The organism is Chitinolyticbacter meiyuanensis, from assembly GCF_008033135.1.
GTDB lineage: Bacteria > Pseudomonadota > Gammaproteobacteria > Burkholderiales > Chitinibacteraceae > Chitinolyticbacter > Chitinolyticbacter meiyuanensis.
The window spans coordinates 2,798,398-2,822,502 of sequence record NZ_CP041335.1; the positions used below are offsets into that span (position 1 = coordinate 2,798,398).

Genomic DNA, 24,105 nt, shown 5'->3' on the forward strand with positions numbered 1-24,105 from the left:
CCCGCGATTGTAGCACGGGCTGGTGACGCGCCGCATCGCGGCGATCGGGAAGCCTTCGCCGACATCGGCCAAGCTGTTGGGCGGTGGCTGCAGCGATGCAACACTCGGCATCAACGAGTTCGCGACGGCGCGCGCCGGGTTCTAAGTTGAAACCATCACCGCCAGCTCGCAGCCATGGACCCCTTCGCCTTCGACCTGCCCGATCCGGAATCGCTCTCCGCCGTGTACGCCGCGCGCTATGGCGACGAGAGCCGTGCCGTGCGCGCGCTGCTGCCACTTGCCCGGCTCAGCGCCGAGGAACAGGCCTACGTCGAGGGCCAGGGCGAGTTTCTGCTCGATGCGCTGCGCGCCAGCCGGCGCGAGCGTGGTGGTGCCGATGCGCTGTTCGCCGCGTTTCCGTTGGCGAGCCCGGCCGGGCGTGCGCTGCTGACACTGGCCGAGGCCCTGCTGCGCATTCCCGATGCCGCCACCGCAGACCGGCTGATCCGCGATCAATTGCACGAGGCCGACTGGCAGGCCGGTGACACCAGCCCGTCGTGGCTGGTGAATCTCGCACGCTGGGGCCTCGATGCCGCCGAACACTGGAGCGAAACCCGCAGCGGCAAGCCCATCGTGCGCTACGCGATGCAGCGCGCCATGCACGGGCTGGGGGCTCGTTTCGTGCTCGGCGAGACCATCGCCGCCGCGATCCAGGCACGTGCCGACGGATTCCATCACTCGTTCGACATGCTCGGCGAAGCCGCGTTGACTGCCGAGGATGCCGAGCGCTATGCCGAGGCCTATGCCCAGGCCATCGGCCAGCTGGCCACACTGCCGGGCCGGTGCGGCGCCCGCAGCGCATGCGGCATCTCGATCAAGCTCTCCGCGCTGCATCCGCGCGTCGAGCCGAGACAATGGCCACGAATCAGGCGCGAGCTCTATCCGCGGCTGCTGGTGCTGGCGCGGATGGCCCGCGACGCCAACCTGCCGCTGACCATCGACGCTGAGGAATCGGAGCGGCTGCCGCTCACGCTGGCCTTGTTCGGCCGCTTGCTGCACGAGCCTTCGCTCGCCGGCTGGGATGGGCTCGGCATCGCGGTGCAGGCCTACCAGAAGAGCGCGCTGGCGCAGCTCGACTGGCTGATTGCGCAAGCCGCGACCGCCAAGCGACGCATCGTGGTGCGGCTAGTCAAGGGCGCCTATTGGGATGGCGAGATCAAGCGCGCGCAGCTCGAAGCCTGGCCGGATTACCCGGTATTCACGCGCAAGGCGCACAGCGACGCCAGCTTTCTCGCCTGCGCCCGGCAGATGCTACGGGCGAGCGAGGTACTCTACCCCGCCTTCGCCACCCACAACGCGTTCACCGCGCTGGCCGTGCACGCGCTGGCCGGCGCACGCGATTTCGAGTTCCAGTGCCTGTTCGGCATGGGCGAGCCACTCTATCGATTGCTCGCCGGGCATGGCATCGAGCGGCCGTGCCGCGTGTATGCACCGGTCGGGCGCTATGCCAGCCTGCTGCCCTATCTGGTGCGGCGGCTGCTGGAAAACGGCGCCAACCAGTCCTTCGTGCATCAATTGCTGTCGGATGCCGAGTCGACGCCTGCCTTGCGCGACCCAGTGACCGCCAGCGCTCGCCAGCCGGCCACTGATCTGCCTGCGCCGATGGCGCGGGCGGGCCACGATGCGGTGGCCGCCGGCATTAGCTGGAGCGATGTACCGGCCGTCACCCGGCTAGCCATGGCGCTGCAACAGGAACTGGCCGCTACGGCGGCAGGGCCGCTGCTCGCCCACGGAACACCCAGCGGCGGTGCGCCACGCTCGGTACTCAACCCTGCACGACTCGACGATGTAGTCGGCACCATCGCCGATGCCACGCCATGCGACGTCGAACACGCACTGCAACAGGCCCAGGCGTATGCACCGACCTGGGCTGCGACCCCGGTCGCTGCGCGCGCGTCCTTATTGCAACGCGCTGCGGATGAATTCGATCGCTATCGGCCGGCGCTGATTGCGTTGCTGGTGCGAGAGGCCGGCAAGTCACTGATCGCAGCAAACAACGAGGTGCGCGAAGCGATTGATTTCTGCCGCTATTACGCCAACCAGGCCGCCGCCAACTGGCCTGACCGCGCCCCAGCCCCCTGGGGAGCGGTAGCCGCCATCAGCCCATGGAATTTTCCGCTCGCCATTTTCGTCGGCCAGATCGCGGCGGCCCTCGTTGCCGGCAATACAGTGCTCGCCAAGCCCGCCGAAGAGACACCGCTGACAGCCTACCTCGCCACCCGACTGTTGCACGAGGCCGGCATTCCCCACGGCGCACTGCAACTACTGCCCGGCGGGCCGGAGGTGGGCGCGGTATTGACGCAAGATACGCGGATCAGCGGCGTGCTGTTCACCGGTTCGCTCCCGACCGCGCAAGCCATCCACCGTGCGCTGGCCAAGCTGGCGGGCGAGCGGGTGCTGGTGGCCGAAACCGGCGGCGTGAACGCCATGCTGATCGACAGCTCTGCCCTGCCCGAACAAGTGGTGCAGGACGTGCTCGCCTCGGCCTTCGACAGTGCCGGCCAGCGCTGCTCGGCGCTGCGGGTGCTGTGCTTGCCGGAAGCGATGGCACCGTCGCTGCTGCCGATGCTGCAGGCCGCGATGCGCGAACTAGCCGTCGGTGATCCATCCCGCTTCGACACCGATCTCGGCCCAGTGATCAGCGACGCGGCACGCGACCGTATCGAAGCGGCGGTCGCCGAATTCAGCCAACAAGGCTTGGCCGTTTTCCGTACCGGCAAACTGCCCGCCTCGGGCCACTACGTGGCACCCACGCTGGTGGAAATCGCCACGCTGGCGCAGATGCCGGGCGAGATCTTCGGCCCGGTGCTGGCCATACTGCGCTACCAACCTGACGAGCTCGACACGCTGCTGCCCGAGCTCGATGCCCTCGGCTACGGCCTGACGCTGGCCGTGGCGAGCCGCTGCCCCAGCTTCATCGGCGCCGTGATCGAGGGCATCCGCGTCGGCAACGTCTATGTGAACCGCAACCAGATCGGTGCCGTGGTCGGCCACCAGCCCTTCGGCGGGGAGCGGCGCTCCGGCACCGGGCCAAAGGCCGGCGGTCCGTGGCTGCTATGGCGGCTGGTGCGCAATGCCGACCCTTGCCGCGCAGCACCCGGCAGCGGCCACCGGCCGGAGGCCGCACTGCTCGCCTTCACCGAGTCAATGTCGCTGCCGTTACAGGCCAGACTGCGCGCCATCATCGAAACACTGTTCGATCACAGCCCGCTGGCGCAGCGCATATCACTGCCCGCACCGGTCGGCGAGACCAACACCCTCGCCTATCGCCCGCGCGGCCGCGTGGCCTGCCTGGCGGCGGCCCCCACCATGCTGCTGCCGCAGCTTGCTGCCTGCCTCGCCACCGGCAATCGGGCCATACTGCCGGCGCGAGTGGCACCTGCCAGTTGGCTCGCTCCCTTCACCGGGCTGGTGGCGGTCGAGGAAGAGCCGCTTGCCGGTGCATGCGACGCAGTGTTGTGGGATGGCAACGGCAGCGATCCCGGCCCGCGGCTGGCCGAACAGCCAGGGCCGATCCTGCAGCCGATCCACCCCCTTTCCGACGGCAGCTATCCGCTCTACCGGCTGGTCACCGAGGTGACGGTGACCATCAATACCGCTGCGGCCGGCGGCGATGCCGAGCTCCTGGGCAGGCCCGCATGAAGCCCGCAATGCGCCAAGCCGCCGCGCCCAGGAATCCGGGCTACCCTGTAAGGGAAAGCAGCAGTATCGACGCAAAACGAGCACGCTGTAAGGTTCGGCCGGCAACTGTTACGGTAGTATTCACGCCCAACTGCATACCATCCCGGCCGCGACCGCTCTCGCGCCGGGCAGGCAACCACGCCGGCCCCGCCACAAGCGGCATGGCGCAGCACGACACTCGACCGTGGCGTGCAGGTCCAGGAATCGATATCAAGCCAATGCAACTGCGGCGGCACCTCACCCGGGGATAGATGGTGGACATCTTTATTCAACAACTGCTGAACGGGCTGATTGTGGGCAGCATCTATGCGCTGATCGCACTCGGCTACACCATGGTGTACGGCATCATGCAGCTGATCAATTTCGCCCACGGCGAAATCGTGATGATCGGCGCGATGGTGACCATCACCTGCATCAATGTATTGCTCGGCGCCGGCGTACAACTGCCCGGCCCGCTGCTGCTGCTGGCCGGCCTCGCCATGGCGATTCCGGTATCCATGCTGCTCGGCTTCACCATCGAGCGCGTCGCCTACCGGCCCTTGCGTCGCGCACCGCGGCTGGCGCCGCTGATCACCGCGATCGGCGTTTCCATCGTGCTGCAACAAGCAGCCATGCTGATTTGGGGCCGCAACTATCGCCCTTTCCCGAGCATCCTGCCGACCGAGGTCCATGATTTCTTCGGCGCGGCGATCACCGATCTGCAGATCGCGATCATCATCCTGGCCTTCGTGCTGATGGGTGGCCTGTTCTTCCTGATCGAGAAGACCCGCCTCGGCCGCGCCATGCGCGCCACCTCGCAGAACCCGGATGTCGCGGGGCTGATGGGCGTGAACATCAATACCGTGATCTCCATGACCTTCGTCATCGGCTCGGCGCTGGGCGCCGTCGCCGGCGTGATGGTTGCCGCCAACTACGACCAGGCCCACGCCTACATGGGCTTCATGATCGGCCTCAAGGCCTTTACTGCCGCGGTGCTCGGCGGGATCGGCAACCTATGGGGCGCGGTGGTCGGTGGCATCCTGCTCGGCATCATCGAAAGCCTGGGCGCGGGCTACCTGGGCGACCTCACCGGCGGCTTCCTCGGCAGCCACTACAAGGACATCTTTGCCTTCGTCGTGCTGATCGCCGTGCTGATCTTCCGCCCCAGCGGGTTGATGGGCGAACGCGTCGCCGAACGCGCCTAAGCCGCTGCGCAATACTGGAGCTCTAGAACTATGAACTTTGCATTCATGCAAACCCGCCACGGCAAGGTCGTGACCTATGCCGTGCTGGCGGTGGTGCTGGCCCTGCTGCCCTGGGTGCTGACCGGTGGCTTCGAGAATGGCAAGTCGTGGGTGCGCGCGGTCGATTTCGCGTTGCTCTACATCATGCTGGCCTTGGGCCTCAATATCGTGGTCGGCTATGCCGGTCTGCTCGATCTCGGCTACATCGCGTTCTACGCGGTCGGCGCCTACGCGTTCGCGCTGCTCAATTCACCGCACCTGCAGGCGATCCTGCCAGCTTGGCTGATGTACCCCAACTTCCTGGTGATGCTGGTCATCGCAGCCATCGTCGCCGGGCTGTTCGGCGTGATGCTGGGTACGCCGGTGCTCAAGCTGCGTGGCGACTACCTCGCCATCGTGACGCTGGGCTTTGGCGAGATCATCCGCATCTTCATGAACAACCTCGATCGCCCGGTGAACATCACCAACGGACCGCAAGGCATCAACAACATCGACAAGGTACATTTCCTCGGCATCGACTTCGGCCGGCCGATGGAGTGGCTGGGGCTCACCTTCGACATGGTGCACCTCTACTACTACCTGATCCTGGCGTTCTGCATGCTGATCATCTTCGTCACCCTGCGCCTGCAGCATTCGCGCATCGGCCGTGCCTGGGTGGCATTGCGTGAGGATGAGATTGCCGCCAACGCCATGGGTATCAATATCCGCAACGTGAAACTGCTGGCCTTCGCCATGGGCGCTTCGTTCGGCGGCGTATCCGGTGCGCTGTTCGCCAGTTTCCAGGGCTTTGTCTCGCCCGAGTCGTTCGTGTTGATGGAATCCATCCTGGTGCTGTGCATGGTGGTGCTGGGCGGCATGGGCCATATCCCGGGCGTGATCCTGGGCGCCATCATCGTTGCCATCACTCCGGAAATCCTGCGTGACGTGATCAACCCGCTGCAGGAAGGCATCTTCGGCAAGCGCGTGGTCGATCCCGAGAACCTGCGCATGCTGATCTTCGGCCTCGCCATGATCATCATCATGCTGCTGCGCCCAGAAGGCCTGTGGCCGTCCAAGCGCCGCGCCCGCGAGTTCCACGAGCACGATGAGGAGGCCAAGGCATGAGCGCGCTTCTCGAAATCCGTGGCATCCACAAGCGCTTCGGCGGTCTGCACGCGCTGAACGATGTCAGCCTGGCTATCAACGCTGGCGAGATCTACGGCCTGATCGGCCCGAATGGCGCCGGCAAGACCACGCTGTTCAACGTGCTGACCGGGCTCTACCAGCCGGACGAAGGCGCATTCACCTTCAACGGCAAGGATTTGTTCCGCAAGAAGCCCTATGTGGTGGTCGAATCGGGCATCGCCCGCACCTTCCAGAACATCCGGCTGTTCGCCAACATGACAGCGCTGGAAAACGTGATGGTCGGCCAGCACGTGCGTACCCGCACCGGCGTCATCGGCGCCGTGCTGCGCCACCCGCGTGCCAAGGCGGAAGAGGCCAGCATCAAAGCCCGGGCGCAGGAGCTGCTCGACTATGTCGGCATCGGTCGCCGTCATGACGAGCTGGCGCGCAATCTCTCCTACGGCGACCAGCGCCGGCTGGAAATTGCCCGCGCCCTCGCCACCCGCCCGACGCTCTTGGCGCTGGACGAGCCCGCTGCAGGCATGAACCCCTCCGAGACCGAGGGTCTGAAGAAACTGATGGAAAAGGTGCGCGCCGACGGCGTGACCATCCTGCTGATCGAACACGACGTGAAGCTGATGATGGGCCTGTGCGACCGCATTGCCGTGCTCGATTACGGCAAGAAGATCGCCGAGGGCGTGCCCGAAGCCGTGAAGAACGATCCGCGCGTGATCGAAGCGTACCTGGGAGTGGCGCCGGAATGAGCGACGCATTGCTGAAAGTCGAAGACCTCAAGGTCGCCTACGGCGGCATCCACGCCGTCAAGGGCATCAACCTGGAAGTGAAGCAGGGCGAACTGGTCGCGCTGATCGGCGCCAACGGCGCGGGCAAGAGCACTACGCTCAAGACCCTGGTCGGCATGGTCAAGCCTGCCAGCGGCAGCATCACCTTCAATGGCGAGAACACTGCCAAGCTCGCACCCTACCATTATGTGCACAGGGGTCTGGTGCTGGTGCCGGAAGGCCGTGGCGTGTTCCCGCGGCTGACGGTGGAAGAGAACCTGCAGATGGGCGCCCACACCCGCAACGACAAGGCGGACATCGCCAGCGACATGGCGCGCGTCTACGATCTGTTCCCGCGCCTGAAGGAGCGCCGGCTGCAACTGGCTGGCACGCTGTCCGGCGGCGAGCAGCAGATGGTGGCCATCGGCCGCGCCATCATGAGCCGCCCCAAGCTGCTACTGCTGGACGAGCCGTCGATGGGCCTCGCCCCCATCATCGTGCAGAAGATCTTCGAGATCATCCGCATGATCGCCGCCGAGGGCGTGACCATGCTGCTAGTCGAGCAGAATGCCAAGCTGGCGCTGGAAACCGCAGACCGTGGCTATGTAATGGAAAGCGGCAAGATTACCCTGGCCGACGATGCCAAGACTCTGCTCGCGAACGAGGCCATCCAGAAAGCCTATCTCGGCGAATAAGCGCGGCTGACAAACCCTTCTGGCTACGCCGCACTCACTTGGCGTACGCCCTTGTGCTGTCTGCGTTTCGCGCGCCAGCCAGAAGCGCCATGCTGGGCTTTGTTAGCCGCCCCACGCTTGGCTTACCTTGACGCTACCCGCAACGGGCCGCAAGCTGCGGCCCGTTTGCTTTTGCCGGATTAGCTCTGTGGTCGATCCCATCGTCGTCATCAAGAACGCCATTGCCGCCCTGATGCTGCCACCGGGCAGCCTGCTGTTGCTGCTGACCATCGGCCTGCTCTTCTGGCGCAGGAAACCGCGGCTGGCGCTCGGCCTCATCGCCGCGGCGACCCTGTTGTTATACCTGCTGGCAACGCCCGGCCTCGCCTATGCGCTGTTGCGGCAGCTGGAGCCGGCACCGATCACCCCGGCGGCACTCGATTCGGTCGCTGCCATCGTTGTGCTGGGTGGTGGCAAGCGCGTGCCGGCGCCCGACTCCGGTCTCAACGAAGCGATGAACAACGCCACGCTGACTCGTGTTCACTACGGTGCGCGGCTGGCGCGCAGCAGTGGCAAACCGCTGTTGGTGACCGGCGGCAAGCCCAAGGGCGGCGTGGCCGAAGCGCAGTTGATGGCCGACGCGCTGCGCAGTGACTATGGCATCGCGCCACGTTGGGTGGAAAGCGCATCGCGCAATACCGAGGAAAACGCCGAGTTCAGCGCCCGGTTGCTGCCGGCCGGACAGCGCCGCATCGCTCTCGTCACCCAGGCCTGGCATATGCCGCGCGCCGAACGGATCTTCACCCAGGCCGGCTTCACCGTGATCCCCGCTGCCACCGATTACGCCTCAGAGGAGCAATCGGTAGTGCTGCGCTGGCTACCGGATGCAGAAGCACTGGCCCGCAGCGATCGTGCACTGCACGAGCTGCTGGGCCTGCTCTGGTATCGGCTGCGCGGGCGCTAGCCTCGGTTCGATCGCCTCGCTGCGGTATCATGGCGTTTTGCGCGCAGTGGCCCGGCGCCGCTGCGAGGAACAGGAATTCCCATGAGCACCGCGCAGCAATCCCCGCTCGGCAAGGCCGTGCAATACCAGGCCGAGTACGACGCCAGCCTGCTGTTTCCCATCCCGCGCCAGGGCAAGCGCGACGAGATCGGCGTCACTGGCGCCCTGCCCTTTATGGGTGTCGATATCTGGAACGGCTACGAGCTCTCGTGGCTCAATCCGCGCGGCAAGCCACAGGTCGCGATCGCCCTGTTCGAATTTCCGGCAGACAGCACCAATATCGTCGAATCCAAGTCGTTCAAGCTTTACCTCAACAGCTTTAACCAGACCCGGCTCGCCAATGCCGACGCGGCCGCCACGCTGCTGCGCGACGACCTGTCACAGGCAGCCGGTGCGCCGGTGCGGGTGCAGCTGATTGAGCCGGATGGCTTTGCCGGCCAGCGCCTGATGGAGCTCGATGGCTATTGCATCGACAATCTCGACATCGAGGTCGACCAGTACCAGCCTGCGCCGCAACTGCTGCATTGCGATCAGGCCGACGCCCCGGTCAACGAGGCACTGACCTCGAATCTGCTCAAATCCAATTGCCTCGTCACCGGCCAGCCGGACTGGGCCAGTGTGCAGATCCGCTACGTGGGCCAGCCGATCAATCGCGAATCGCTGTTGCGCTATCTGATCTCGTTCCGTCAGCACAACGAGTTCCACGAACAGTGCGTCGAGCGCATCTTCATGGACCTGATGCGCGCTTGCAAACCGATGAAGCTCGCCGTCTACGCGCGCTATACCCGACGCGGCGGTCTCGATATCAACCCCTACCGCAGCAATTTCAGCGGCCCGCCGCCGGCCAACCTGCGCGGTGCGCGGCAGTAAATGAGCCCAACAGAAAGCCCGGAGCAGATCCGGGCTTTTTCATGGCTACCGCCACGATATCGCTGATGCAAAATTGCAAGAAGCCAAGCTTTGCAAGCTGTAGACCCACGAATGGCGTTGCAAGATTGCAGCGAAAACAGAAAGTGAAGCATCACCTTCGATCAAATTGCGGATCAAGTGGATGGTCGATTTAGACCACAATCGGCTCAACTCGCTATCCCACTGCATGCGGCTTTATGCATTGCGGCACTGCCCGTTATAGCCGGCACCTTACCGGCAAGAATCTCAAGTACTTGGCGAACTCACGCCACGCGCCCAAAACAGCCGTTTGACGCTCCTGGACTTTCCCCTCAACGGGGACACTCGCAACGACAAAAATTCATGACTAGGAAATTTTCACATTGCCCCCGCTATAGCGACTGCCAAAGTGTGTTCGCGGGCTTCAGGGGGAAAGGATGGCATTGTACGTTGACCATGCAGGTGAATTGCTGACTAAAACACTGGTGTTTACTGCGGCCATCACGGTCGGGATTGGGGTATTGCAGCGGAGATTGCGATTGAACGGAATCTGGGCGGTATTGGGTTTTGTCTGCCTGCTTCTCCTCTGGTTCAGTCCTGACGTGCTGGGGTTAGTCACTCATGGGCTTGATCTGAACCCTGCCAAGCTAAACGCAGAACTGCGCCTGCCCATTGCACTCTGGAGCAGAATTTTTGTGCAACTCGGTGGGGCAATTGCAGGGTTTTTGCTGGGTGCGCTGTTCTGGAACAACTACGGCTCAGCGCATTGAACCAGGACTGAAAACGACGTTAAAAGGAGAATTTCGATGGACCTGTCCAAGCTGTCATTGCCTGAGATGTATCAACTGCAAAAGGATCTCGCCGCTGAGATCGACAAGCGCAAGGTCAGCGATAAAAAGGACCTGCTCGCCGAACTACAAAACCTCGCCGCGGCCAAGGGCTTCTCGCTGCAGGACGTGCTGGGCAAGGCCGTGAGTAGCAAGGCGGCCAAAAACACCGGAGCGGCGCAGTTTCGCAATCCAGCAGATGCCAGCCAGACCTGGACTGGTCGTGGCCGCAAACCGCAATGGGTTCAAGATTGGTTGGACAACGGCAAGAGCCTTGACGGTCTGCGCGTTTGAGCGCTGCTACCGCGGCAAGAAGGCCCTGCTACCGCAGGGCTTTTTTTATGAAGACTTGAAGCCTCTTTTCATCTTCTGCAGCGTACGTGGACCACGATGGTTCTTCTGCATCAGCAGCGCACAGCAGCGCACAGCAGCGTTGCTGCGCTTGGAATGACCTGATTGCAATTTTCAGATCATTCACAGTTTTCCCACATTTCTGTTTGAGAGTGACATGATCGTCACCCCAATCTTCGCACCAATCTACGCCTAAATCACCAAAAATAAAGGAGTTTTTCTTAGTCGATCATACCGCACTCCCGCAGATGATAAGAGAAGTTCTCGGTTGCATTTACACGACACCGCGATCAATGCCACGAACCTGTAAATACTTCGGTGTTAGCATCCTCATCGGTTAACTGTTGTTAACCTTACTTGAAAGTCAACAAGGATGTTGGCTAGGGCTACTCTACCTACTTTATTTCTGGAGGAATCATGAAGAAGTTCTTCGCTCTGGTTGTATTGTCGATGGGCATGATGGCAGGTGCTCAAGCGGCTGAAGTTCGCGCATATCAGATCAGCAACAGCTCCCCGAGCTTTGATGGTCAGGCCTATTGCAGCAGTGTTTGGGCGGGCTCGCAGTTCTTCGGCTTCCGTCAAGGCAATGCCTCCTATCACTTCATCCTCTGCCGCAAGGATTAAATCGGCGTCGCGCTGCCTGATCGTTTTCGGCATAGGACAGCACTCTTAGCTTCGCAAATGATCGAGGGGCTGCGCAGCGGCGATCAAAATCGAGCCAGGTATTTGGTCAGAGCAACGACCACGACCTCGCGCACGCCTCGCCCAAATGGGCTTGATATGAATGCCCTGGCCATTTCGGCCAGGGCATTTCTGCATTCACCATCACCCTGGGCGAGCGCCGCTTTAAGGCACCCTGAGCACTCACCTGACAAGCATCGGTCGTCGTCTGGCTGCCACTTGATATTCATTCCTCTCACGCCCCTCTCCCTTGAACTCTGGGTTGAAAGGCTGTCCAACTTCAGAAGCCATCAATGTGAGGTTGCAGAGTGAAGGTCACCCCTTTTTGTTCCGCGCTGATCGTTCTACTGACCGTCGTTGTCACCGGCTGCTCGGAAAAGCATGCCAGCCCCGCTGAAGAGAAGGGGCCAGACTCAACGCCCGTCGTGAATCAACCGGCATCGGATGCATGGCTAGGAAAGTGGGATGGCCCTGAGGGTACTTTCCTGCAACTTGAAGGTGGGAATGGTGCATATGAAGTGACCATTCAGAACCTTGACGGTCCGCGCCTGTTTCACGGCAGGGCTGTTGCCGCCGGTATCGAATTCGAACGTGATGAGGTGAAGGAAGCGATAAGGGCAACCAACGGCGCCGCCACCGGCATGAAATGGCTCGCGGACAAATCGAACTGCCTGACCGTCCGCACGGGAGAAGGTTATTGCAGGGATTGAGCACCTGATCGGCAGGAATGGATGCCATCCCGATGAGGCCCAGCGTGTGAATTGCAAAGCCGGCGATCTGCGGGAGAGCTGATTTTTTGCATGCACCTATTTGCATCCGTTTGTCGATACTTTCGACAGAACCCCTATACGGCGTAATCCCAGTGTGGGAAAGTTTGAACGCCTCATCTGCATCTTTTGCCGCGTCGCTACCTGTGGGACTGGGGTAGCACAGTTCTTCCCACCTCGCGGCAGCAGCTCCAAGACCGACGCCGATCACCCCCGGCTACCAAACCCTAGCTTCTGGTCTTGAGCTTCCTATCTACGCGCTTGAATCTGAGAGTGCGCCGCGTTCGCGCGGAGGAGCACGCCATGGACAATTCCATGTATCTGCTCGGCCAATTGGTCGGGCTTGTCTACGCCAATCGTAAAATCCCCCGCGAACTTGAAATCAAGTTGCTTTCGCGGCCACAGGAGGGTTTTCACGCGCTGCTATTGCGGCCCGAAACCATCGAGATGATCTACGACCCACGGGTGGTCAATCTGGTGGAGTGCATACCGGTCAGACCAGCTGGGGCATCCTCGGCAGTCGTCGATGTGAAGGCTTTTCGGAACGGCGTTGCCGATATGAGGTGCAGCCTGCATGCCGGTTCACCCCAGATCATGACCCAGCATCACACAGGAGCCTGGCCGCATGAGGAGCCGCCGAACAAGCTTGCAGCCAATGATTCCTCGGCCGATGTGGATCCGAGGATGTAACGGAATACGGCCCACGGTTTGGCTGACTTCCGATCCGTGAGACACAAAAAAGCCCGGAGCAATCCGGGCTTTTTTGTGGAGCAGCGCCATATCTACAGCTTGTGCGCGAACGGCGCGCCAATCGCTGCCACGGCACGAAAGACTGGCAGCCGCGCTGGCGCCTTGCCCTCGACCAAGCTCCTCGCGCACCCGCAGCCTGATCGCCCAGCCCATGCACAGGGCGGATGCTACGCCAGCAAACGGCAGCAGTTGGAAGCGATGTAGTCCATCAGATCGAACGGAGTACGACCAAATCGCTTCAGGTGCTGCCATAGCCCGAACGACAGTGTGACCGGTTCGCTGGCGATGGCGGCCGATCACCATTTCGGCGAGTAGCAGCACCAGCACCAAGCGAGAAGCTGAGCCGAGATAGATCAGCAGAAGGCGCCGCCGCCGCTCTGGCCGGCGACGAAAGGGAATTTCCAGATGCCGCCTGGGCCAACGGCCGAGCCGATGGCCGCGAGGATGAAGCCGAAGCGCTAACCCAGGTGCCGCCGGGCATGACACACCTTGCCATGCTGGCCAAGGTGCAGGGGCCCTGCCTCGCGGCGTACGCGCCATCCGGAATTGCCCCAGCGTTACGCTGGGTCAAGCGCAAATCCTGACCACTGGCAGCTGCAGCTCAGGTATTGCTGATGACAATCTTGGGAAACTTGCTCGAATAGTCGTTTGCCTTGGCGGCGATGCGTGCGCCCACCTTCTGCGCGATGCCGCGATACAACTGCGCCACCGCGCCTTGCGGATCGGCGACCACCGAAGGGTGGCCGGCGTCGGCATTCAGGCGGATCGACAGATCGAGTGGCAATTGGCCCAGAAGCTCGGTGTTGTAGTCGGCGCACATGCGCGCCGCGCCGCCCTCGCCAAAGATGGGCTCGGCATGACCACAGTTGCTGCAGATGTGCACGCTCATGTTCTCGACGATGCCGAGAATCGGCACGCCCACCTTCTCGAACATCTTGAGGCCCTTGCGCGCATCCAGCAGCGCAATATCCTGCGGGGTGGTCACGATGACCGCGCCGGTCACCGGCACCTTCTGGCTCAAGGTGAGCTGGATGTCACCGGTGCCTGGCGGCAGGTCGATCAGCAGATAGTCGAGCTCACCCCAGATCGTGTCGTTCAGGAGTTGCATCAGCGCCTGGGTCACCATGGGGCCACGCCACACCATGGGCTGCTCGGGGTCGATCAGAAAGCCGATCGACATGGTCTTGATGCCGTGGTTCTCGATCGGCTCGATATGCTTGTTGTCGGGCGAAACCGGCTGACGCCCTTCCACGCCCAGCATGGTCGGCTGCGACGGGCCGTAGATATCGGCATCCAGCAGGCCGACGCTGGCGCCTTCCGCCGCCAGCGCCAGTGCAAGGTTGGCCGCAGTGGTCGATTTGCCCACACCGCCCTTGCCCGACGCCACGGCAATGATGTTCTTCACCCCGGCCAGCAACGGCAGGCCACGCTGTGCGGCATGCGCCACCACCTGGCTACCGACGCGCACGTCCACGGCAGTCACGCCCGGCACCGCCTTGAGCACTGCTTCCACCTCGGCAGCGATGGCCGCATGCCGGCTCGCCGCTGGGTAGCCGAGCACGATCTCGGCGCGCGCCACGCCGTTTTCCAGCGCGAGCTGGCGCACGCAGCGGCTCGATACGTAGTCGCGACCGGTCAACGGATCGATCAGGCTGGACAGCGCGGATTGCAGGGGGGAGAGATCGGACATCGGAATTTCCAGGAAAGAAGTGCCAAGCCGCCGCGCCATGGGCACTCCGTGTTTACACATACAGCGGCGCTGGCAACATGGGGGCATCGCGCGGCAAAACAAGCCGGGGCAAAAGAAAAGCGCGGCATTGCCGCGCTTGTCGGAGCGATGACCTGGCTTACTTCTTCTTCAGGCAGTCGCTCATGAACGCCTTGCGTTCGTCGCCCTTCAGGTTCTTGGCACCGGCTTCCTTGTTGCAGTAGCCCATCTTGTCTTGCTGGCTGGTGGGCTTTGCATCCTTTTTCAGGCAGGTGCTCATGAAGGTCTTGCGCTCGTCGCCCTTCAGGCTCTTGGCGCTGGCTTCCTTGTTGCAGGTCGCCATTTTGTCCTGCTGCGCGGTGGCAGCATGGCCGGTCTGGGACAACAGCAGGCCAGTGGCTAGCAACAATGCAGACATCAGCTTCATCGACGGCTCTCCGATCTATGGTGGGGGTGACTCACATCATAGCGGCAGCCATCACTGTGCGCGATGGACACCCTGTGGCGCTGTGGCAAAGGCCACGCGCCTTAGCGACGGTGATAGCCCGGCGTGCCGCTCGGCGGCGTGGACGGCCGCTCATCCTTGTGACGGAAGCTGACCCGACCCTTGGTCAGATCATACGGCGACATCTCGACGGTGACGCGATCGCCAGCCAGCACGCGGATACGATGCTTGCGCATCTTGCCCGAGGCATAGGCATTGATCTCGACACCGTTGTTCAGTACCACGCGAAACCGCGAATCAGGCAGCAGTTCCAGCACCACGCCTTCCATCTCGACCACGTCTTCTTTTGCCATGACACATCTCCGGTATTGCGCAGTCCGGCTGCAATGCCACGGCCTGAGAGGCCTGTGACAGGTCGACTCGGGAGAGAAACGGTGGCCACGCCACCTCGGCATGCGCCGGCGCCATCGAGGCGTCGGCCAGGGGGACTGCTGGTAGGGGAAGGGACGCACTATACAGGTCCCCATCCGATTTCACAGCGAAATATGCACCTTTCTTAGTTTAGAACGGGTTACCGAGCGTGACGTAGTACCGCGCCTTGTCATTGTCGCCATAGGCGGCGGCAAGATAGAGCGGGCCCAGATACGTCTCGACGCCGAGGTAACCCACCAGCGAGTAGTGCCAGCCATCGTCGAGCAATTCATCGAACACTCGGCCGCTTTCCAATGCTGCGCCTAGATAGGTGCCCTTGCCCGATTCGGAAAACAGCGGCACTGGCCGGTACAACGCTACCCGGCCGTACAGCAACCGGTCGCCCTGCAGCTCCTGATAGCCGTAGCTCGATAGATTCAGGAAGCCGCCCATCCAGCGGATGTCGGACAGCGGCGGATCGCCACCGCGCGAGCCCTGCCCTCGCAACGTGACATGGCCGCTATTGGACCCCAGCTTGAAGCCGTGGGTCAGGTCTGCGCCATAGCGGCCGTAGGGCTCGAACTCGTCGCCGAAGGTGTCGCCATCGACCCGGCCATCAACGGCCTCGTAGGCCGATAGATGCACCATCGTGCCGGAGCTGGGGAAATTGAGGTTGTCGAGCTGGTCGTAGTAAAGGTTGAAGCGCGGGCCCCAGTCCCATTGGTTGATACCGCGTGGCAAGGGCACGGAATCGCCTTCGTTGTCCGCCACACCGGTGCCCACTTCCAGCGAGCCGCGGTAATGATTGATCGAAGCGCCGATACGGATTTCGCCGTAGCGTGCCCACGCCGAGCCAAGGTCGATGCCCAGCCGCTGCTTTTCCAGCTTGTACTCGGCCAGTTGGTGACCGTCGTTCCACAGCTTGAGCGGCCCGGTCTCGGCGGAAGCATAAGGGGCGACGAAGGCATAGCCGTCGATCTGCAGCGGCTGATAGAACTCCGCTGCGATCACCGAGCGATCACCGATGCTGATCAGGCCATCGAATTCACCGCCCAGGCTGTTCATCCAGGTGCGGCGATAGCGCGCGGTCAGGCTGTAGGGATTGGAACGATCGAAGTCGGTACCCAGCGCTAGGCCGAAGTTCAGGTAGTTCGGCCCCCAGTCCTTTTCCACCGGCGAGATGGTCATGCGTTGGCCGGAACCGTGATCACGCAGCTCGTAATCGAGCTGAGTGAAATCACCGCGCGCGTACACCTCCTGCAAGCGGCGGTTGAAGTCTTCCTGATCGAGCGGCTCACCGGTCTGCACCGCCAGCGCGCCGCGCATCACCTCCGGATTCACGTGCTTGAGCTCGGCCACCTGTATGTCGAGGATGGGTTTGGCCTTCAGCCGTTTTTCCACCCTCGCCTCACGCCAGCTGGCGTAGCGGTCGGCAGGCAGCGCATAGCGCTGCAACTGGTTCAGCGTTTTGCGTGCGGCCTTCTCGCCCATGGCGATGAAATCCTGGTTCTTGTCGAACGACGAGCTCGACAAGTCGCCCAGGTCCGGCGTGATCAGCACATCCAGCGGTGTCAGGCTGCCGATCTGCGGGCGCTGGTTCTGCAGGATCATCAATCGGGTGTACTGGTCGGCCACACCGAAGATATTGCCCAGCGCGTCGCGCTTGAGCGGTGGCGAAGCCACATCGACCGCGATCACCACGTCGGCGCACAGCTCACGCGCCACATCGATGCCAAGATTGCGCGACAGCCCGCCATCGGCCAGCAGCTTGCCGTCGCGCGTCACTGGGGGAAACACGCCGGGCACCGCCATGCTCGCCAACATGGCCGAGACGATATCGCCATCCTTCATCACCACCATCTCGCCGGCCTCGAGATCGGTGGCAATGGCACGGTATGGGATCGGCATGGCATCGAAATCCGGCACCGTGCCGCCATAGGTCATGTCACGCAGGAACAGCTCGACCTTCTGCGTGGCAATCGCCGATTTGGGGAAGGATATCTTGCCGTCGTCCGACACGCCGATGTCGAGTGGCAGCAGCGCCAGCTGGTCTACCTGTTTTTGCCGGAAGGTGTTGAGCTGGCGCGGCAGGCGCGAACTCAGCAGGTCATCCCAGTTGGCCTTCTGCACCTTCTCGGCCAGCTCCTCGGCACTGCGGCCTGAGGCATAGCTGCCGGCCACCAGCGCGCCCATGCTGGTGCCGACAATGCAGTCGACCGGTATCTTTGCCTCTTCCAGCACCCGCAGCACGCCCACGTGCGCAAGGCCGCGTGCGCCGCCCCCGCCCAGGACCAGCCCGATCCGCGGCCGTGGCGCGTCTGCCGCCTGCGCGGCCATGGCGCAGGCCAGCAGACCGGCCAGCAAGATCACGCGTTGTTTCAATGCCCTCTCCCTGTGCGCATTCGGTGCGTCTAGAATGGAATGGTCGGCTGTGGCTGTATCGCTTCAGTTGGCCGTCAGCAACCGTTCATCAATCAGGATGGAGTGTAGCCGATTCCATGCAGCTGATCGCTCATCGCGGCCTGGTCCGCAGCGCCCCCGAGAACACGCTCGCGGCTTTTGCCGATGCCCTCTCCTGCGGCTTTCACGGTCTGGAGACCGACGTGCGGCTCAGCGCCGACGGCGAGGCCGTACTGTTCCATGATCGAACCGTCGCCACGGGGGTACCGGTTGCGGCAGTGACGCGGGCCGAGCTCTCGCACCTGGCCGGCTATATCGTGCCAACGCTGGCCGAAGCACTGGACGCCTTTCCCGAAGCCTTCTGGAACATCGAGGTCAAGGCACCGGCCGCGGTGGCTGCAGTGCAGACCGAATTGAAGCCACGGATCGAGCGGCAGCGACTGCTGCTCACTTCCTTGCGCCACGACATCATGCTGTCCATGGCCGAGGCGCTGGAAGCCGACACCGGCTTCATCGTCTGGCACCGGCCCGCTGCCCTGAACAGCCTGCTCTACGCCGCAATGCCGCACGCTCACTTGCGCACGCTGGTGTGGTACTACGAATCGATCGATCTCACGCTGTTGCAACAAGCCAACGCACTGGGCTTTCGCAACTACGTGTTCGGCGCGCAGACCGATCACGAGCATCGACTGTGCGAGGAATTCGCGCTGCACGGGCTGATCACCGACCATCCGGAGTTCGTCGGCCTGACCGTCACACCGCCGCTGCAATGAACCTGAGCGGCTGCCCGACATGATCGCACTGGAGTTCCTGGTCGTCCTCGCCGCCATCCTGATCGGCGCCCGCATTGGCGGTATCGGGCTCGGCGTGATGGGCGGACTGGGCCTTGCCGTGCTTACCTTCGGCTTTGGCCTGCGGCCGACCAATGCCCCCATCGACGTGATGCTGATGATCGTCGCCGTCATTACCGCAGCGGCCTGCCTGCAGGTGGCGGGCGGCATGGATTGGCTGGTGCGGCAGGCGGAGCGTCTGCTGCGGCGCAATCCACGCCAGATCACTTGGTATGCACCGCTGGTCACCTACGGTTTCACGCTGTGCGCCGGCACCGGCCATGTCGCCTATGCCGTGTTGCCGGTGATCGCCGAGGTTGCGCGTGAGGCTGGCGTACGGCCGGAACGGCCGCTCTCGATCGCAGTGATCGCCTCGCAGGTGGCCATCACCGCCAGCCCCATCTCGGCGGCCACCGTAGCGCTGCTGTCGCTGCTCGCCGGGCGGGGCGTCGAGCTTGCGCACATTCTGATGATCGCCATCCCGGCCACCCTGTGCGGCGTGGCGGCGGGTGCCCTGGTGGCCAGCCGCCTGGGGCCGGAGCTGGAACACGATCCGGTCTATCAGGCGCGACTCGCTGCCGGCCAAGTGGCTCCACCGCATCGTGGCGAATTGCAGCCACTGCCGGCACGCGCCAGGCATGCGGTCGCGATCTTCCTGCTGGCCGCCATCACGGTGGTATTGCTGGGTTCGCTTCCGGCGCTGCGACCCGCCTGGCAGGTGGATGGGCAATTGCAGACACTGAACATGGCCAGCGTGATCGAGATCGTGATGCTGTCGGCGGCGGCGCTGATCCTGCTGACGGCACGCGTACCCGCTGAACAGGTGGTCAAGGGTAGCGTGTTCCGCGCCGGGGCTGCTGCGGTGATCGGCATCTTCGGCGTGGCCTGGATGGGCGACACCTTCATCCAGGCCAATATGGCGTTCTTCTCCGGCGAGATCCGCGCCACCGTGGCGGCCGCGCCCTGGCTATTCGCGGTGGCGCTGTTCGCGATGTCCATTCTGCTCTACTCGCAGGCCGCCACCATCCGCGCGCTGATGCCGCTCGGCATCGCGCTGGGCCTGCCGACGCCGGCGCTGATCGCGATGTTCCCGGCAGTGAATGGCTACTTTTTCATTCCGAACTACCCGACCGTGATCGCCGCGATCAACTTCGATGCCACCGGCACCACCCGCATCGGCCGCTGGCTGCTCAATCACAGCTTCATGCTGCCGGGGCTCGCCTGCAGCGTCGTCGCGGTGGGCTCGGGCTTCGCCCTCGCCCACCTGCTGGCCTAGTCTCCGCTGCCCAGGCGGCGCAGCGATTCGGCCAGCTCCGCAACGCGGCGCCGCGTTTCCTCGACCAGCTGGTTGATCTCGCCAGCAGATTGCGCCGAGCGGGTGGCCAGCTTGCGCACCTCGTCTGCCACTACCGCAAATCCCCAGCCGGCCTCGCCGGCACGCGCCGCCTCGATGGCGGCATTGAGCGACAGCAGGTTGGTCTGCGCGGCGATGCTGTCGATCACCGAGACGATATTGCTGATCTTGTCACTGGACGCGAGCACCTGCTTCATCGCGGTATCGGTTTCGACCACGGCGCGCATCTTCGAGGTGATGTCGTTGCCATAACTGACGATGGTGCGCAGATTGCCCTCGAAGTCGTGGATCGGACAGGCCGTGGCATCGAACCAGATGTCCTTACCCTGCGAATCACGGATCGACACCTCGCCACGGAACTGTTCGCCTCGCAGCAAGGCGTCGAAAGCCGGGCGGCCAATGATCTCCGGCAAGGAGCGGGAGCGGGAGACCAGCGCCGCTTCGCTGGCATCGCCCAGGTGCTGCACCATGTAGGCATTGGCGTGCTTGAGCCGGCCATCGATCTCCCACTCGCCCACCGCATTGGTCTGGCCAATGGCCTCGAAGCGGGTGGTGAACTCCAGCGCCTTGACCTTGGTGTCGGTGACGTTGGCCTGGATGGAAATGAAGTGGATCAGCTTGCCGGTGGGATCGAACACCGGATTGATCGCCAGCGAGATCCAGTAGGGCTTGCCGCTCTTGTGGTAGTTGAGGATTTCGCCGAAGAACGGCTGGCGCGAGCGGATGTTGTCGCGGATCTGTGCCACCGTGCCCTGCTCGGTATGCTCGCCCTGCAGGAAGCTGCCCGGCTTGCGGCCGAGTACCTCGTCCTGGTTGTAGCCGGTCATGCGGGTGAAGCCGGGGTTGACGAACTGGATGCGGCCATCCGGATCGGTGATGATCACCGCGTTGTCGGTCTCGTTGGCCACCAGCGACAGCAGGCGGAACTGCTCGCGCCGGGCGAATTCCTCGGTCACATCCTTGACGAAGGCGGTGTAGAGGATCTTGCCCTCGAGCTCGACCTTGGAGAGCGCAAGGCTCCCCCAACGCCGCCCGCCGTCCTTGCGCTCGATCGGCACCTCGCGCGTGGTGCCGACGATCTTGTCCTGGCCGGTGCGGCGATTGGCGTTCACGTATTCGTCGTGATTGGGCTGGATCGCGTGCGGCACCAGCATCTTCACGTTCTGGCCAATCACCTCTTTGCGCTCGTAGCCCCACAGCTGTTCGGCCGCGCGGTTGAAGAAGGTGACGAGGTTGTTCTCGTCGATCATCACTACCGCGTCCAGCGCCTGCTCCAGAGTCTGGTTGATGGTCTCGCGGGCATTGCGCTCGCGGGTGATGTCCTTCACAAACGCGGTGTAGCTGATCTTGTTGCCCAGCTTCACCCTGGACAGCGACAGATTGGCCCATACCTTGCCACCGTCCTTGCGCTCGATCAGCACGTCGCGACTGGTGCCGACGATCTTGTCGACACCGGTTTCGCGATTGGCGTTCACATAGCCATCGTGGTTGGACTGGATGGCCTGCGGCACCAGCATCTTCACATTGCGCCCCAACACCTCGTCGCGGCGGTAACCCCATAGTCGCTCGGCGGCAGCGTTGAAGAAGGTAACGTTGTTGTTCTCGTCGATCGTCACCACTGCGTCGATGGCCTGCTCCAGCGCTTGCCGCAGCGCGTCGTGTCCACCCAGGTGCAGCTTCCCCAGCATCTTGCGCATGCCCGTCATCGCATCCCCCTGTTGATCCAGTCACCGGCCGGCGCATTTGCTTTCACCAGCCTTCCATGTCCATAGCATGGACATGCGTACTTGTATGCTGGATTTCGTGGATTGCGCTGACGGAGTGCGCGCGTCCCGCACCTCGAAGCAACAGGAGGTCGCGGCTATACTGCCGCCAGGGAGGGCGTGGTACGGAATAGCACATTAGGCCAGCCGCTCGATACACTGCTGCCCGAGGCCGACCAGGCCCTTTACAAGCCAAACACAGCGGCCGCGACCGCGTTGTCCTCTTCATGCCCATCGACCCATGACCCTGACCAGCCAGATTGCCGTCTTCCTTTGCGCCACCGTCGTGATGGTGCCGCTGTTCCGCCGCGCCGGGCTTGGCGCCATCCTCGGCTATCTCGCCGCCGGCGTGCTGATCGGCCCATGGGGGCTGGGGCTCGTCACCCAGGTCGACAGCATCCTGCATTTCGCCGAGCTCGGCGTGGTGCTGCTGCTGTTCGTGATCGGTTTGGAGCTGCAGCCGTCGCGGCTGTGGGTGCTACGGCGCGCGGTGTTCGGCCTTGGCGGCGCACAGATGCTGCTGACGGGCGCCGCCATCGCCCTGGCGCTACGGCTCGTCGGCATCTCGTGGGTGGCGGCCATCATCGCCGGCCTGGGACTGGCGCTGTCGTCCACCGCCTTCGTGCTGCAGATGCTGGCGGAGAAGAAACAGTTGACCGCCCGCCACGGCCGCGATGCCTTTGCCATCCTGCTGTTCCAGGATCTGGCGGTGATCCCGCTGCTGGTACTGCTGCCGCTGCTCTCCAACGGCGAGCTGCCGGGTTGGCACGACCTCGGGCTGGCGCTCGGTGCGGTGGCGCTGGTGGTGATCGGCGGCCACTGGCTGCTGCGCCCCGCGCTGCGCCTGATCGCCAAGGCCGGCAGCCAGGAGGTATTTGCCGCCGCTGCGCTGCTGATCGTGCTGGGCACCGCGTTGCTGATGGAGCACGTGGGCCTGTCGATGTCGCTGGGCGCCTTTCTCGCCGGCGTGCTGCTGGCCGATTCCGAATACCGCCACGAGCTTGAAGCCACGCTGGAGCCATTCAAGGGCTTGCTGCTCGGTCTCTTTTTCATTGCCGTGGGCATGTCCGCCAACCTCGGACTGTTCCGCGAGATCCCTCAGCTGCTGGTGGCCGGCGTGGTCGGCCTGATGGCGATCAAGTTCCTGGTGCTGTATGGCCTCGGCCGGGTAACCCAGGCCGGCGACTACACGGCGCGCCACCTTGGCGTGGCGCTGGCCCAGGGCGGCGAATTCGCCTTCGTGCTGTTCGGCCTCGCCACCGCCAGCGGTGCGATGGCGCGTGGCCTCGCCGATACCCTGGTGCTGGTGGTGACACTATCGATGGCCGCCACACCGTTGCTCGCCAGCGTGCACGAGCGCTGGATTTCACCGTGGCTGGCCCGTGCCCCCAAGCGCGAGTTCGACACCATCGCCCCCGAGCAGCCCAGCCGGGTGATCATTGCCGGCTTCGGTCGCTTCGGCCAGATCGTGGCGCGTCTGTTGCGGGTGAAGAAGATCCCCTTCACCGCGCTGGAAGCGAGCCCCGACCAGGTGGACTTCGTGCGGCGCTTCGGCAACCAGGTGTACTACGGCGATGCCTCGCGCATCGATCTGCTGCGTGCGGCTCGGGCCGACGAAGCAGAGCTCTTCATCCTGGCGATCGACGATATCGAGGCCTCGGTGCGCACCGCCGAGACGGTACGCCATCACTATCCCAAGCTGTCGGTGTTCGCCCGCGCCCGCAACCGTGCCCACGCCTACCGGCTGATGGACCTGGGGGTGACGGTGATCGAGCGCGAGACCTTCCATTCCAGCCTGGCGTTGGCCCGCCGCGCACTGGTAGCGCTCGGCATCCCGGCCGAGCGTGCCGACAAGGCGGTCGACACCTTCCGCGACTACGACGAGAAGCTGGTGCTGCGCCAGCATGCCGCGTACCACGACGAATCCCAGCTGATCCAGACCACGCGTGAGGCCATGGTGGAACTGGAAAACCTGTTCGAAGCCGATACCCGCGAAGTCGAGCGCGAATCGGCCTAGCCGCAACCACAAGGTAACCTGCCATGAATCTGGAAAAAGTGATCTTCGGCTTCTTCATCGTGCTGGCGTTCACGCTGAACTTCGGCTTCTTCATCGGCGAGATCGACGTGCCGCACCAGCATGACGTGTTCGAACTGTTCGCCGCCATCGTGGTGAACCTGATCGCCACCGTGCTCAAATTCGGCGATCGCACTCAGGTGGGCGCCGTGCACCTGGCGACCAGCCTCGTCGCCGACCTGCAGCTGATCGCCGCAGCCTTCGTCTGGGGCTATAGCGTCTACGTCGCCGGCATCGGCACCACGCCGGGCGTGATGTCGAGCGTGGTCTCGCTGTCCGGCGGCGCGCTGGCGGCCAACCTGGTTTCCGTGGTGCTGCTGATCGGCGAAACGCTGTCGTTGCGCCGTTGA

23 protein-coding genes are annotated in these 24,105 nt (G+C 63.4%); 17 read left to right on the forward strand and 6 right to left on the reverse strand.

Annotated features, from left to right (window positions below; translation table 11 throughout):
- Positions 1–22 precede the first annotated feature (22 nt).
- The 13 genes from FLM21_RS21540 to FLM21_RS13370 all read left to right on the forward strand — a co-directional run bounded on the left by FLM21_RS21540 (position 23) and on the right by FLM21_RS13370 (position 12,710).
- Positions 23–145: a hypothetical protein gene (locus FLM21_RS21540; protein WP_281284947.1), complete on the forward strand. Its 123-nt coding sequence runs from the start codon at positions 23–25 to the stop codon at positions 143–145.
- A 29-nt stretch (positions 146–174) separates the two neighbouring features.
- Positions 175–3,681: a bifunctional proline dehydrogenase/L-glutamate gamma-semialdehyde dehydrogenase PutA gene (gene putA / locus FLM21_RS13315; protein WP_148716037.1), complete on the forward strand. Its 3,507-nt coding sequence runs from the start codon at positions 175–177 to the stop codon at positions 3,679–3,681.
- Between the two features lie 293 nt (positions 3,682–3,974).
- Positions 3,975–4,904: a branched-chain amino acid ABC transporter permease gene (locus FLM21_RS13320; RefSeq protein WP_148717553.1), complete on the forward strand. Its 930-nt coding sequence runs from the start codon at positions 3,975–3,977 to the stop codon at positions 4,902–4,904.
- A gap of 45 nt (positions 4,905–4,949) precedes the next feature.
- A complete protein-coding gene (locus FLM21_RS13325; RefSeq protein WP_246120723.1) occupies positions 4,950–6,047 on the forward strand; it encodes an ABC transporter permease subunit in 1,098 nt (365 codons plus the stop codon).
- Positions 6,044–6,811: an ABC transporter ATP-binding protein gene (locus FLM21_RS13330; protein ID WP_148716039.1), complete on the forward strand. Its 768-nt coding sequence runs from the start codon at positions 6,044–6,046 to the stop codon at positions 6,809–6,811. The genes FLM21_RS13325 and FLM21_RS13330 overlap by 4 nt, the downstream gene beginning before the upstream one ends.
- On the forward strand, positions 6,808–7,524 hold the full coding sequence (locus FLM21_RS13335; protein WP_148716040.1) for an ABC transporter ATP-binding protein: 717 nt from the start codon (positions 6,808–6,810) through the stop codon (positions 7,522–7,524). Before FLM21_RS13330 ends, FLM21_RS13335 begins: the two co-directional genes overlap by 4 nt.
- A gap of 187 nt (positions 7,525–7,711) precedes the next feature.
- On the forward strand, positions 7,712–8,467 hold the full coding sequence (locus tag FLM21_RS13340; RefSeq protein WP_148716041.1) for a YdcF family protein: 756 nt from the start codon (positions 7,712–7,714) through the stop codon (positions 8,465–8,467).
- A gap of 81 nt (positions 8,468–8,548) precedes the next feature.
- Complete coding sequence (queF, locus tag FLM21_RS13345; RefSeq protein WP_148716042.1) at positions 8,549–9,376, forward strand: NADPH-dependent 7-cyano-7-deazaguanine reductase QueF; 828 nt, start codon at positions 8,549–8,551, stop codon at positions 9,374–9,376.
- Between the two features lie 455 nt (positions 9,377–9,831).
- Positions 9,832–10,164: a hypothetical protein gene (locus tag FLM21_RS13350; protein ID WP_148716043.1), complete on the forward strand. Its 333-nt coding sequence runs from the start codon at positions 9,832–9,834 to the stop codon at positions 10,162–10,164.
- Positions 10,165–10,200: 36 nt separating this feature from the next.
- On the forward strand, positions 10,201–10,515 hold the full coding sequence (locus FLM21_RS13355) for an H-NS histone family protein (RefSeq protein ID WP_148716044.1): 315 nt from the start codon (positions 10,201–10,203) through the stop codon (positions 10,513–10,515).
- A gap of 474 nt (positions 10,516–10,989) precedes the next feature.
- On the forward strand, positions 10,990–11,196 hold the full coding sequence (locus FLM21_RS13360; protein ID WP_148716045.1) for a hypothetical protein: 207 nt from the start codon (positions 10,990–10,992) through the stop codon (positions 11,194–11,196).
- 365 nt (positions 11,197–11,561) lie between these two features.
- A complete protein-coding gene (locus FLM21_RS13365) occupies positions 11,562–11,963 on the forward strand; it encodes a hypothetical protein (RefSeq protein ID WP_148716046.1) in 402 nt (133 codons plus the stop codon).
- 360 nt (positions 11,964–12,323) lie between these two features.
- The gene (locus FLM21_RS13370; RefSeq protein ID WP_148716047.1) at positions 12,324–12,710 is read left to right on the forward strand and encodes a hypothetical protein; all 387 of its coding nucleotides are present in this window, start codon (positions 12,324–12,326) and stop codon (positions 12,708–12,710) included.
- 413 nt (positions 12,711–13,123) lie between these two features.
- On the opposite strand, the gene FLM21_RS21585 is transcribed toward FLM21_RS13370, so the two are convergent.
- The 5 genes from FLM21_RS21585 to FLM21_RS13395 form a co-directional block, all read right to left on the reverse strand.
- Positions 13,124–13,216, reverse strand: coding sequence for a hypothetical protein (locus FLM21_RS21585; protein WP_308418781.1), 93 nt, complete (start codon positions 13,214–13,216; stop codon positions 13,124–13,126).
- A 155-nt stretch (positions 13,217–13,371) separates the two neighbouring features.
- On the reverse strand, positions 13,372–14,460 hold the full coding sequence (apbC, locus tag FLM21_RS13380; protein WP_148716048.1) for an iron-sulfur cluster carrier protein ApbC: 1,089 nt from the start codon (positions 14,458–14,460) through the stop codon (positions 13,372–13,374).
- 157 nt (positions 14,461–14,617) lie between these two features.
- Positions 14,618–14,905 carry a PsiF family protein gene (locus FLM21_RS13385; protein ID WP_148716049.1) on the reverse strand — a complete coding sequence of 96 codons (288 nt, stop codon included), beginning with the start codon at positions 14,903–14,905 and terminating at the stop codon, positions 14,618–14,620.
- 101 nt (positions 14,906–15,006) lie between these two features.
- Positions 15,007–15,276: a translation initiation factor IF-1 gene (infA, locus tag FLM21_RS13390; RefSeq protein ID WP_148716050.1), complete on the reverse strand. Its 270-nt coding sequence runs from the start codon at positions 15,274–15,276 to the stop codon at positions 15,007–15,009.
- A gap of 208 nt (positions 15,277–15,484) precedes the next feature.
- Complete coding sequence (locus FLM21_RS13395) at positions 15,485–17,716, reverse strand: patatin-like phospholipase family protein (protein ID WP_148716051.1); 2,232 nt, start codon at positions 17,714–17,716, stop codon at positions 15,485–15,487.
- A 116-nt stretch (positions 17,717–17,832) separates the two neighbouring features.
- Between FLM21_RS13395 and FLM21_RS13400 the strand changes: the two genes are divergently transcribed.
- Both FLM21_RS13400 and FLM21_RS13405 read left to right on the forward strand, forming a co-directional pair.
- The gene (locus tag FLM21_RS13400) at positions 17,833–18,507 is read left to right on the forward strand and encodes a glycerophosphodiester phosphodiesterase (protein ID WP_187359900.1); all 675 of its coding nucleotides are present in this window, start codon (positions 17,833–17,835) and stop codon (positions 18,505–18,507) included.
- Between the two features lie 19 nt (positions 18,508–18,526).
- Positions 18,527–19,840, forward strand: coding sequence for an anaerobic C4-dicarboxylate transporter family protein (locus FLM21_RS13405; protein ID WP_148716053.1), 1,314 nt, complete (start codon positions 18,527–18,529; stop codon positions 19,838–19,840).
- Here the strand turns inward: FLM21_RS13405 and FLM21_RS13410 are convergent.
- Complete coding sequence (locus tag FLM21_RS13410) at positions 19,837–21,615, reverse strand: PAS domain S-box protein (protein ID WP_281284948.1); 1,779 nt, start codon at positions 21,613–21,615, stop codon at positions 19,837–19,839. The two genes, FLM21_RS13405 and FLM21_RS13410, sit on opposite strands and share 4 nt — an antisense overlap.
- Positions 21,616–21,922: 307 nt before the next feature.
- Between FLM21_RS13410 and FLM21_RS13415 the strand changes: the two genes are divergently transcribed.
- Both FLM21_RS13415 and FLM21_RS13420 read left to right on the forward strand, forming a co-directional pair.
- Positions 21,923–23,698, forward strand: a complete 1,776-nt coding sequence (locus tag FLM21_RS13415; RefSeq protein ID WP_148716054.1) for a monovalent cation:proton antiporter-2 (CPA2) family protein — start codon at positions 21,923–21,925, stop codon at positions 23,696–23,698.
- Between the two features lie 23 nt (positions 23,699–23,721).
- Positions 23,722–24,105, forward strand: coding sequence for a DUF6394 family protein (locus FLM21_RS13420; protein ID WP_148716055.1), 384 nt, complete (start codon positions 23,722–23,724; stop codon positions 24,103–24,105).